Here is an 11998-nt window from a genome sequence, read left to right on the forward strand (position 1 = left end):
CTTCATCCGTGCCTTCGTCCGCGACTATAACCACACCCGATTGCGATGCCTTGACTACCAGGCGCCCGCTGAACGCCTCCTCAACCTCACGAAACACTACACGCAAGCAGGAGCACGGTTTTCCGATGCGCGTTACGCCCGGTTCAGGGTAAAGCTCCCCGACACGCCTTCCGCTTCGGCCGAGGGGGCGACCCACAGGCGGAACAGCCCCGGCTCGACGGTCGGGCGGTTGTCGCGGCCCAGGAACTGGAGGTCGGCGCGCGTCAGGGTGAAGCGCACCTCCGTCGAGTGGCCGGGCGCCAGCTTGATCTTGCGATAGTCCTTGAGCTCGCGCACCGGCCGGGTGAGGCTGGCGGTCTGGTCGTGGATATAGAGCTGCACCACCTCCTCGGCGGCACGTGTGCCGCGGTTGGTGATCGTCGCCCGCACCGTCAGCGTTCCGTCCCCGGCGAGGCTGCCGCCGCCCAGGTCGAGCGCCGAATAGGCGATCTTGCCGTAGGTGAGCCCGTGGCCGAACGGGAAGCGTGCGGCGTTCGACGCCTCGCGATAATGCGCCTTGTACGGCTGGAGCGGTCCGGGCGGGTTGGGGCGGCCGGTGCTCTTGTGCGCATAGTAATAGGGCACCTGCCCCGGAACCTGCGGGAAGCTGACCGGCAATCGCGCCGACGGGCTTTCGCGCCCGAACAGGATGTCGGCGGTGGCGGGGCCGCTCTCCGACCCCAGGAACCAGGTCACCAGAATCGCCGGCGCGGCGAGGACCGCACCTTCGAGCGCGAGCGCGCGGCCGTTCTTGAGCAGCACCACGATCGGCTTGCCGGTCTTCGCCACCGCCTCGGCCAGCGCCTGCTGCGCGGGCGGGAGCACGATCAGGTTGCGCGACTGCGCCTCGCCCGACATGTTCTGGCTCTCGCCGATCGCGAGCACGACGATGTCGGCGGCCTGGGCGGCGGCGACCGCCGCGTCGATCCCGCCCGGCAGCGGCTCGGTGACGCCCGAGCCGTCGGTCGCGGTCACCAGCGACGGGTCGGCCATCGCGGCGCGCACGCCGGTGAGCAGGTCGACGGCCTCGGCATCCGAGCCATAGACGTTCCACGTGCCGATCAGGTCGTGCTGCCCTTGCGCGAACGGGCCGATCAGCGCGATCCGCTTGCCCGAGCGGGGCAGGGGCAGCAGGTCGCCGTCGTTCTTGAGCATCACGATCGAGCGGCGCGCGACCTCGCGCGAGACGGCGAGGTTGGCGGTGGTACGCACGCGCGCCTTTTCTCGGCGGGGATCGATGCGGCGGAACGGATCGTCGAACAGGCCCAGCCGGACCTTCAGCGCGAGCACGCGCCGCACTGCCTGGTCCAGCCGCGCCATCGGCACCTCGCCCGCGGCAACCAGCTCGGGCAGGTGCTTGAGGTAGAAGCCGCTCTGCATGCTCATGTCGACGCCCGCCAGGAAGGCGAGCTTGGTCGCCTCGCGCGCATCGGCGGCGAAGCCGTGGTCGATCAGCTCGTAGTCGCCCGTGTAGTCTGAGACGACCAGTCCGCCGAAGCCCCATTCCTTGCGCAGCACGTCGTCGAGCAGCCACGGGTTGGCGGTGGCGGGGACGCCCGACAGCTCGTTGAACGCCGCCATCACCGTTCCGGACCCGGCGGCGAACGCCGTCTGGAATGGCGGGAAATAGATCTCGCGCAGCGTGTGTTCGGAGACGTCGACCGCACCATAATCGAGCCCGGCCTCGGCCGCGCCATAGGCGGCGAAATGCTTGGCACAGGACATCACGGAGTCGTTCGCCCACAGCGACTTGCCCTGGAAGCCGCGCACCCGCGCCGCCGCCATGTCGCTGCTCAGGCGGACGTCCTCGCCCGCACCCTCGACCCCGCGGCCCCAGCGCGCGTCGCGCGCCACGTCGACCATCGGCGCGAAGGTCCAGTCGATGCCGGCGGCGGCCGCCTCGACCGCGGCGACGCGTGCGGCCTTTTCCACCAGCGCGGGCTCGAAGCTCGCGGCCTCCGCCAGCGGCACGGGGAAGACCGTGCGGAAGCCGTGGATGATGTCGGCGGCGAAGATCAGCGGGATCTTGAGGCGCGACTCGCGCGTGGCGGCGCGCTGCATCTGCCGCGCCATCTCCGCGCCGTTGCCGTTGAACACGCCGCCCAGCCGGCCGGCGCGCGTTTCGGCGAGCTGCGCGTCGAAGGTGCCGTTCTCGGTCGCCGGATTGAGCGCGTTGGCCGCGCCGCCTGCCCAGGCCGCCGCCATCAGCGTGAGCTGGCCCGCCTTCTCCTCCACCGTCATCCGGCCGATCAGCGCCTCGACCGACGCCGGCAGCGCCTTCGTCTCCGCCGCGACGGTGCGTAGCAGCGCATGCGCCGGGCTCGCCCGCCACGCCGCCAGCGTCGCGGCACCCATCACCATCGCGCGCCTGGAAATGCGCAGGTCGTTCATCGTCTTCCTCCCCGTGATCCGTGCCGGTCTTGCCCGGCTTCTATCGCCTTCTTGCCGGCCGTGTCGAATTGCTGTAACCGGTTACACATACGATGATCGGCGGCGCGACGGCAAGCCGCAGGCATGGGTCGCATCGCGCGGCCCCGGGTTCAGGAAGGACGTCGAGAGGGCATGGCGCACGCCACCATCCGCGATGTGGCTCGCGAGGCGGACGTTTCGGTCGCCTCGGTGTCGCGCGTGCTCAACGGCCACAGCAACGTCCGTCCCGCCGTGCGCGATCGCGTCCAGGCCGCCGCCGCCGCGCTCGGCTATGTGCCGCACGCAGGCGCGCGCAACCTCAGCCTCGCGCGGACCAACGCGATCGGGGTGGTGCTGCCGGACCTCCACGGCGAGTTCTTTTCCGAGACCGCGCGTGGCATCGACCGAGAGGCATCGGCGCGCGGCTTGCAGCTGCTGCTCTCCAACGCCCATGCCGATCCGGCGCGCGCGATCGAGACGCTGCGCACCCTGCGCGGCCGCGTCGACGGCGTCATCGTGATGGCCCCCGACATCGACCCCGACCTGCTGTTCGCGCACCTGCCGGCGAGCATCCCCGCGGTGCTGATCAACTGCCGCGAGAACGGCAACGGCCGCGCCGAGCTGCGCGTCGACAACGTCGCGGGTGCTGCGGCGATGGTCGACCATCTCGTCGCCGTCGGGCGGCGGCGGATCGTCCACCTCGCCGGGCCCGAGGGCAACCGCGAGGCGCAGGCGCGCGTCGCCGGCTATTGCGCGGCGATGGCGCGCTACGGCCTCGCGCCGCGGGTGCTGCCCGGCGACTTCTTCGAGGAGGCGGGCGCTGCGGCGGCGGAGACGCTGCTCGACGAGCTCGACGATCCCAACGGCCCGGACGCGCTGTTCGCGGCCAACGACATGATGGCGATCGGCGCGATGATGCGCTTTCGCCGCGCCGCGGTCTCGGTACCGGGGTGCATCGCAATCGCCGGCTTCGACGACGTGCCGCTCGCGCGGCTGATCTCGCCGGCCCTCACCACCATGCGCGTCGACATCGCCGGGATCGGCGCGCGTGCGGTCGTCCGGCTCGCGACGCTGATCGAGGGAGGCACCGACCATGCGGTCGAGCCGCGTATCCCCGAACTGGTCGTCCGCGAGAGCACCGTGACGGCCACCTACGAAAAACAACCGGCACGCAGGGAACAAGGGTGAACAACATGAGCAGGACCAAGGCTTTGCGACTGGCGCTCGCTGGCGCGACGATGCTGGCGGCAGGCACGATCGCGGTCGCGCCCGCGGCGGCGCAGGTGGGGCAGGCGTCGTTGCGCGGCACCATCACCGCGCCCGCGGACAACCCGGTCGTCGAAGTCACGGCGATCGAGGTCGCGACAGGCGTCCGTCGTACCGTCACGGCCGGACCGGACGGCAGCTACAACTTCGCCTCGCTGGGCGCGGGCACCTACCGCCTCGAGATCCGCCAGCAGAACGGCACCCGCAACTCGGACGCCTTCACGCTGAACGTCGGCCAGACCGCCGGGCTCGACATCGACCTGACCGAAGCGCCGGCGGGCACGTCCGTCGAAGGGCAGGCGCCGCAGGCCGGTGAAACCGCCGACAGCAGCCAGGGCGCGGCCGAAGGCGACATCATCGTCACCGGCAGCCGCATCCGCTCGCTGGCAGGCGGCCAGGTCGGCATCAACATCACCCAGCGGCTGATCCAGCAACTGCCGCAGAACAGCCGCAACTTCCTGGCCTTTGCCGATCTGGCGCCGGGCGTCCGCTTCCTGGAAAGCTCCGACGGCAGCTCGCGCATTCAGGGCGGTGCGCAGGGCAGCAACTCGGTCAACGTGTTCATCGACGGTGTCAGCCAGAAGGATTACGTGCTGCGCGGCGGCCTGACCGGCCAGGACTCCTCGCCGGGCAACCCGTTCCCGCAGCTCGCCATCGGCGAGTATCAGGTCATCTCGTCCAACTATAAGGCCGAGTTCGACCAGGTCGGGTCGGTCGCCATCACCGCCAACACCAAGTCGGGCACCAACGAGTTCCACGGCGAAGGCTTCTTCGACTACACCGACCAGAGCCTGCGCGACCGCCGCCCGACCGAGCTCTACCCGAACAAGATCGCGAAGGTGGCGTCCACCGACAAGCAGTTCGGCATCGCGCTCGGCGGGCCGATCGTGAAGGACTTGGCGCACTTCTTCGCCACCTACGAAGGCAAGCGGCGCGAAGTGCCGGTCGACATCCTGCCGGGCAATGGCGTCGCCGTCGACACGCTGCCGGCCGAATATCGCGACATCTTCGGATCGTACAACGCGACCTTCAAGCAGGACCTGTACTTCGGCAAGCTCGACCTGACGCCGACCGATGGCGACCTGTTCGAACTCACCGGCAAGTACCGCGACGAATCCGGCTATCAGATCGGCAACGGCATCGCCGCCTATTCCACCGCGACGCTGAGCGAGGTGGAGGAAATCCGCGGCATGGCGCGGTGGCAGCATACCGACGATCGCTGGATCAACGATCTGCGCGTCTCGTACGAGGACGTCACCTGGTCGCCGCGGCCCGCCACCGACGGCATCAGCCAGCAGTTCCGCACGACGCAGCAGACGTCCACCGGCGTCAGCACCTTCGATCTGTTCCGCATCGGTGCCGGCCTGAGCTTTCAGGAGAAGGGGCAGAAGGGCTGGACCGTGCAGGACGACTTCACCTGGACCGGCTTCGACGGGCACACGATCAAAACCGGCGTCAAGGCGAAGTGGGTGAAGCTCAACTCGCTGCAGCAGAACCTCATCAACCCGCTGTTCAGCTACGACACCACGCTGCCGGTGGCGGACGGCTTCAACGACGAGATCCCGTACCAGCTCCAGTTCGGTGCGCTCGGGACGCTGGGCGATGCGCGCATCCGCTCCAACAACTTTCAGTTCGGCGCTTACATCCAGGACGACTGGGACGTAACCGACCGGCTGACGCTGAACATCGGCGTCCGTTGGGATTACGAGCGCACGCCGAGCTTCCTCGACTATGTCACGCCCCAGGAGAACCTGACGGCGGTGTCACCGGAGAACTATCCGAACCTCATCAACGCCGACTACGACATCAACGACTATATCTCGAACGGCAACAACCGCGATGCGTTCACGAGCGCGTGGCAGCCGCGGCTGGGCTTCACCTATCGTCTGGACGAGGCGCAGCGCTTCACGGTGTTCGGCGGCTACGGCCGTTCCTACGACCGCAACCAGTTCGACTTCATCCAGCAGGAACTGGGCAACGGGCGCTACCAGACGCGCACCTTCCAGTTCCAGGGTGCGGACACGCGGAATCCGTGCATCGTCACCAACCCGACCTGCATCCCCTTCGATCCGATCTACCTGACCGAGGAAGGGCGCCAGCAACTGCTTGGCGGGGGCGCGCCGGGCGGCCGCGAGTTCCGCTTCATCAACAACGATCTGAAAGTCCCCTATTCCGATCAGTTCAGCCTGGGGCTGCGCGGTCGGTTCAACCCGCTCGAGCTGGAGGTCGGCTACTCGCGGATCGTCAGCAAGGACGGCTTCGTCTATCTGCGCGGTAACCGCCGTCCGGACGGCTCGTTCTTCGGACCGTCGCCGACCACCGGCGAGCCGCAGGGGCCGGAGAACTTCTCGCCGGCGGGATATGGCAACATCATCATCGGCGACAACGGGCTCGAGACCCGCGCGGACTCCGCCTATTTCAAGCTCACTAAGGCCTATTCGGCAGCGTCGCCGTGGAGCGTCGACGCGACCTACACCTATACCGAGGCCGAGGATAACCGCCCGAACAACGACCAGTCGGCGTACTTCCTGCTCGATTACCCGAGCGCGAAGGACTATCCGTTCTTGCGGTCGGGCGTCGTGCCGCGGCATCGCTTCGTGGTGGCGGGTAGCGTCGATCTGCCGATCGACTTGTCGGTTTCGGCCAAGTTCCAGATCGAGTCGCCGACCTATCTGCGTGCCTTGGTCAACCGCGCCGATCCGTACGAGCGGGTGATCGTCGGAGCGGAGGCGCTGGGCAACGGTGATCGCGCAGGTCGTCGCCAGCTCGATCTCGCGTTCACCAAATACGTCCCGCTGGGCTTCGTGAACGATCAGACGCGGGTGCGCTTCCGCCTCGACATCCTCAATGTGATGAACGACCGCAACTACGTCGACTTCAACAACGATCCGAACGACGCGACGCGGACGCCGGGCTCGCCCAGCATCTATCGCGAGCGTTCGACCTACAGCATCGGCGGCAACCCGCCGCGCACGGTGAAGCTGTCGGCCGGCTTCTCCTTCTAACCCCCCCCCGAACTGGCGGGCGGCGCTTGTGCGCCGTCCGCCATTTTTCTGTTCAGCGAAAGGCGTCCCGATGTTCGACCGACGACAGCTCCTTCTGGCCGGAGCGGGTGGTGCGGCCGGTCTGGTGGCCGCCTGCTCGCCGGGCGGGCGGTTGCTGACCGGCGGCTCGGCGCCTGCGTCGGAAGCCACGGTGGCCTTGCCGTCGCTGATCGCCGACATCCAGCAGCGCACCTTCCGCTTCTTCTGGGAAACCACCGATCCCGCGACCGGGCTCGCGGCGGATCGCTGGCCGACGCCGTCGTTCGCGTCGATCGCCGCGGTCGGCTTCGCGCTCACCGCCTATCCGATCGGCGTCGTCCACGGCTGGGTGACGCGCGAGGCGGCGCGCGCGCGCACGCTCGCCACGCTCGATTTCTTCGCCAATGCCCCGCAGGGGCCGGACGCGACCGGGTTCAGCGGCTACAAGGGCTTCTTCTACCACTTTCTGGGCGTGACAAAGGGGCGCCGCTTCGCCCGCGCCGAGCTGTCGACCGTCGACACCGCGCTGCTGCTGGGCGGCGTGCTGTTCGCGCAGAGCTGGTTCGACGGCGACCATCCCGACGAGGTGCGCATCCGTGCGCTCGCCGACCAGATCTATGCCGCGGTCGAGTGGACGTGGATCACACCGCGCGCGCCGTTCCTGTCGATGGGCTGGCACCCGGAAAGCGGCTTCATCCCGCATGACTGGAACATCTACAACGAAGCGAAGCTGCTGTACGTGCTGGCGCTCGGATCGCCGACGCATCCGCTGCCCGCCGAGACCTGGGCGGCGTGGACGCAGACCTTCGAGCCGAGCTGGACCGGCCGCTTCGGCGGGGACCCGTACCTCCACTTCGCGCCGATGTTCGGCCATCAGTATAGCGAGACCTGGATCGACTTCCGCGGCATCCGCGATCCGTACATGGCCGCCAAGGGCATCGACTATTTCGAGAACAGCCGCCGCGCGACCTATGCGCAGCGCGCCTATGCGGCCGCCAATCCGGGCGGGTGGGACGGCTATAGCGCCGACGTGTGGGGGCTCACTGCCTGCGACGGGCCGGGCGATTTCAAGATCCGCATCGACGGGCGCGAGCGCGAGTTCTTCAGCTATTCGGCGCGCGGGCCGGGCGACCGCGACGACGGCACGCTGGCACCCACCGCCGCGCTCGGCTCGATCGCCTTCGCGCCGGAGATCGTGGTGCCCGCGGTCGAGGCGATGCACGCGCGCTACGGATCGGCGATCTACACCAAATACGGCTTCCTCGACGCGTTCAACCCGACGCTGACGGCGCCGCGCGCGCCGCTCAAGCACGGCAAGATCGTGCCCGGGATCGGCTGGGTCGACGTCGATCATCTCGGCATCGACCAGGGGCCGATCGTCTGCATGATCGAGAACTGGCGCTCGGGGCTGATCTGGCAGACGATGCGGAAGAACCCGCATATTCGCCGTGGCCTCCAGCGTGCGGGCTTCACCGGCGGGTGGCTGGCGTGACGCGGTCGCTGCTCGCGCTGCTGCTGGCCGCAGCCGCGCCTGCGGCGCTGGCGCAGGGCGCGGGTGAGGGGCTGCTCGACGGGTTCGAGACGCTGGCGCCGTGGCAGGCGAGCGCGTCCGACGGGGTGCGCTCCGCGATTCGCGCGGTGCCCGGCACGACCGGCCAGGCGATGCGGCTCGACTACGACTTCGGCCAGGTCTCCGGCTATGCCTTCGCGCACCGCGCGCTGCCGGTCGCGTTTCCCGACAACTACCTGCTGAGCTTCCGCATTCGCGGCACGGGCGGGGTCAACGACCTCCAGCTCAAGTTTGCCGACCCCTCGGGCGCGAACGTCTGGTGGCACGAGCGGCGCAACTTCCGCCCCTCTGCCGAGTGGCAGACGATCCGTATCCGCCCCCGTGACATGGCGTTCGCCTGGGGACCCACCGACGACAAGACGCTGCGCCGCACCGCCTCGGTCGAGCTGGTGCTGGTGCGCGGCCGCGACGGCGGTGCCGGGCATCTCGAGATCGACGACCTCAAGCTGGAGCCGCTGCCCGCGCCGGCAAGCCTGCCGCCGCCCAAGGCGAGCGATCCTGCGGCGATCGACGGACGGCGCGACACGGTCTGGCAGGCACGCGCCGGCCGGCCACTGACGATCGACTTCGGCGGTCCCAAGGAGCTCGGCGGACTGGTGCTGCACTGGCAGGAGGGCGCGTCGGCCTATGCGATCGAGGCGTCGGACGACGCACGCCGCTGGCGGATGTTGCGCACTGTCACCGACGGAAACGGCGGCGACGATCCAATTGCCTTGCCCGAAACGCTCACCCGCTACCTGCGCGTCGTGCTGCCCGAGGGCGCACACCCCGCGGCACTCGCCGAGCTGGAGGTGCAGCCGCTCGGTTTCGCCGCCACGCCGAACGCCTTCGTTGAGGCGCTCGCCAAGAAGGCGCCGCGCGGCAGCTTCCCGCGCGGCTTCACCGAGCAGAGCTACTGGACGCTGGTCGGCACCGACGGCGGATCGGCGAGCGGGCTGATCGGCGAGGACGGCGCGATCGAGGTGGCCAAGGGCGGCTTCTCGGTCGAGCCCTTCGTCGTGGCCGACGGGCGGCGCTTCACCTGGGCGGACGTGGCGATCGATCACAGCTTGGCCGAGGGGTATCTGCCGATCCCCACGGTCGGCTGGACGGCGCCGGGCTGGCGGCTGGAGACGTCGGTGTTCGCCGACGAGACCGCGCCGCGGCTGATGGCGCGATGGCGGCTGACGAACACCGGCAGCGCGCGGCGCACGCTACGGCTGGTGCTCGCGGTACGCCCGTTCCAGGTCAACGGCCCGCTCCAGTTCCTCAGCCAGCAGGGTGGGGTGAGCCGGATCGCGGCGGTGCGTTGGCAGGACGGTGCGCTGGCGGTCACGACGCCGCCGGCGATCCCCGGCGACCCGGTGATCACCCGCCGACTGCTGCCGCTGCGCACGCCCGATGCGGTCGGAACGCGCAGCTTCGACGGCGGCGGGCTGGAGATGCCCGCGCAACCCGGCACCGCGCGAGTGCTGGACGATCCGACCGGGCTGGGCTCGGCGGCGCTCGCCTACGACCTCACGCTGGCTCCCGGCGAAAGCGCCGAGCTGCCGATGGCGATCCCCTTCGGCGACGGGATGCCGATCGACGCGGAAGGCTTCGCCAAAGCACGCGCCGCGACCGTCGTCGAATGGAAGGCGAAGCTCGACCGGGTCGCCATCACCGTGCCTGCGGGCAAGCAGCCGGTGGCGGACACGGTGAAGAGCGCGCTCGCTCAGGTGCTGATGAGCCGTGACGGCCCGGCACTCAAGCCCGGTACGCGCTCGTACGACCGCAGCTGGATTCGCGACGGGGCGATGATCTCCGACACGCTGCTGCGGCTGGGCGTGGTCGATCCGGCACGGGCGTTCGCCGACTGGTACTCCACCAATCTGTTCGACAACGGCAAGGTGCCGTGCTGCGTCGATTTCCGCGGCCCCGATCCGGTCCCGGAGAACGACGCGCAGGGGCAGTATATCCACCTGCTCGTCCAGCTCTATCGCTACACCGGCGACCGCGCAGCGCTGGAGCGCGAATGGCCGCTGCTGGAAAAGGCATGGCGCTACATGGAGGCGCAGCGCCAGTCGGAGCGCACCGCCGCCAACCGCACGCCCGAACGGCGGATGCTGTACGGGCTGATGCCGCCGTCGATCAGCCACGAGGGCTATTCGGCCAAGCCGCAATACAGCCTGTGGGACGATTTCTGGGCGCTGACCGGCTACAAGGACCTGGCCGAGGCGGCGCGGCTGCTCGGCAAGCCGGAGGCGGCGGAGATCGCCCGCCAGCGCGACGAATTCGCTCGCGACATCCGGGCCGCGATCGACGCGGCGGCGGCCTATTGGAAGATCGACTATATTCCCGGCGCGACCAGCCTGGGCGATTTCGACGCGACCTCGACCACGATGGCGTTCGATCCGGCGGGTGAGGCCGACCAGCTCGACCAGCGGCTGCTGCGCAATACCTTCGAGCGCCAGTGGCGGCGGGTGATGGACCGCGACCAGCCGGGCGCCGACTGGGCGGACTATACGCCGTACGAGCTGCGCAACGTCTCGGCGATGGTGCGGCTGGGCTGGCGCGAGCGGGCGAACCAGCTGCTCGACTTCTACATGGACGATCGCCGCCCGCATGCGTGGAACGGCTGGGCCGAGGTGGTCGGCCGCGACCTCCGCGAGCGGCGATTCCTGGGTGACGTGCCGCACGCCTGGGTGGCGTCGGACTTCATCCGCTCGGCCCTCGACCTGTTCGCCTACGCCCGTGACGGCGATGATGCGATCGTGCTGGGCGGCGGGATGGACGAAAGCTGGCTGGCGGGTGCGGGCTCGGCGGTCCGCGGGCTGCGGACGCCCTCGGGCACGATCGATCTGGCGATGCGCGCCGATGCCGACCGGCTGGAGGTGACGGTAGGCGGCAGCGCGCGGCCTGCGGGCGGCTATGTGCTGCCGTGGCCGCTCGCCGGCGGGCCGGGGGCGGCGACGATCGACGGCAAGCCGGCGCGCTTCGCCGTGGACGGGCTGCACATCCCGGCGATCGGCAAGCCGGTGCGCGTGGTCGTGCGCCGCGGCCGCTAGGTCGGACCGACCGTCATCCATTCCCGTTCGTCTCGAGTAGGGATCGAGCTTGTCGAGAGCCCGTATCGAGAGAGATGCATGCGGCCTCCTCTCGATACGCCGTCTCGACAAGCTCGACGGCTACTCGAGGCGAACGGATATGGGGAAGGTCGGGTGCCGGAGCCGGACGCCGATCCGACTAGTTCGTCGTCGCCTCGACCTTGCTGTAGGGCGTGAACTCGCTCAGCCCGATCGACCCGGACGGGAAGCGACTGGTGCGGTCGACCAGCTGGACGATGTCGATGCTGCAAAGCTGCGACGTGAAGGTCCTGGTGACCAGAATGTCGTTGCTGTCGAGCAGCCCGGCACCCGAGGGCCGGTTCACGTAGATCTTGCCGTTGTAGAGGCGGTAGAGGATCGCGGTGTTGTCGACGATCTCGGTCGAGCGGATGTCGCGCAGGTTGATGCACTTCACCGGATCGCCCGCGGTGCGCCCTTCGAGCGCCTTGGCGAGTTTGGCTTCGTAGCGGTTGTCGGCCTGCGGCGCGGCGGCCGCAGCAGTACCGCCGGCGAGCAGCGCGGCGGCGAAGAGGGCGAGACGGAAACGCATCGCAGAACCTTTCGTTGATCGGCACGGGGATGCCACATTCCGGCTGAACGATCGATGAGCGCGATTGTCCCCACAG

The 11998-nt window shown here is 69.2% G+C and carries 6 protein-coding genes; 4 read left to right on the forward strand and 2 right to left on the reverse strand.

The features are described 5' to 3' along the window. Nucleotides 1-132 precede the first annotated feature (132 nt). Entirely contained in the window at nt 133-2430 is a 2298-nt protein-coding gene (locus tag ACBY01_RS03370) for a glycoside hydrolase family 3 N-terminal domain-containing protein (RefSeq protein ID WP_416459358.1), read from the reverse strand. A 171-nt stretch (nt 2431-2601) separates the two neighbouring features. On the opposite strand from ACBY01_RS03370, the gene ACBY01_RS03375 reads away from it, so the two are divergent. From ACBY01_RS03375 to ACBY01_RS03390, 4 genes are all read left to right on the forward strand, one after another. Further along, nucleotides 2602-3636, forward strand: coding sequence for a LacI family DNA-binding transcriptional regulator (locus ACBY01_RS03375; protein ID WP_416459359.1), 1035 nt, complete (start codon nt 2602-2604; stop codon nt 3634-3636). A gap of 5 nt (nt 3637-3641) precedes the next feature. Then, a complete protein-coding gene (locus tag ACBY01_RS03380) occupies nt 3642-6719 on the forward strand; it encodes a TonB-dependent receptor (RefSeq protein ID WP_416459360.1) in 3078 nt (1025 codons plus the stop codon). Between the two features lie 70 nt (nt 6720-6789). Continuing rightward, the gene (locus ACBY01_RS03385; protein ID WP_416459361.1) at nt 6790-8229 is read left to right on the forward strand and encodes a glucoamylase family protein; all 1440 of its coding nucleotides are present in this window, start codon (nt 6790-6792) and stop codon (nt 8227-8229) included. Next, nucleotides 8226-11333 carry a discoidin domain-containing protein gene (locus ACBY01_RS03390; protein ID WP_416459362.1) on the forward strand — a complete coding sequence of 1036 codons (3108 nt, stop codon included), beginning with the start codon at nt 8226-8228 and terminating at the stop codon, nt 11331-11333. Before ACBY01_RS03385 ends, ACBY01_RS03390 begins: the two co-directional genes overlap by 4 nt. 178 nt (nt 11334-11511) lie before the next feature. Here the strand turns inward: ACBY01_RS03390 and ACBY01_RS03395 are convergent, their stop codons facing one another. Further along, complete coding sequence (locus ACBY01_RS03395) at nt 11512-11922, reverse strand: hypothetical protein (protein WP_416459363.1); 411 nt, start codon at nt 11920-11922, stop codon at nt 11512-11514. Nucleotides 11923-11998: the final 76 nt, after the last annotated feature.

The sequence above is a fragment of the Sphingomonas mangrovi genome (assembly GCF_047975845.1).
In the GTDB taxonomy this organism is placed as follows: Bacteria; Pseudomonadota; Alphaproteobacteria; order Sphingomonadales; family Sphingomonadaceae; genus Sphingomonas.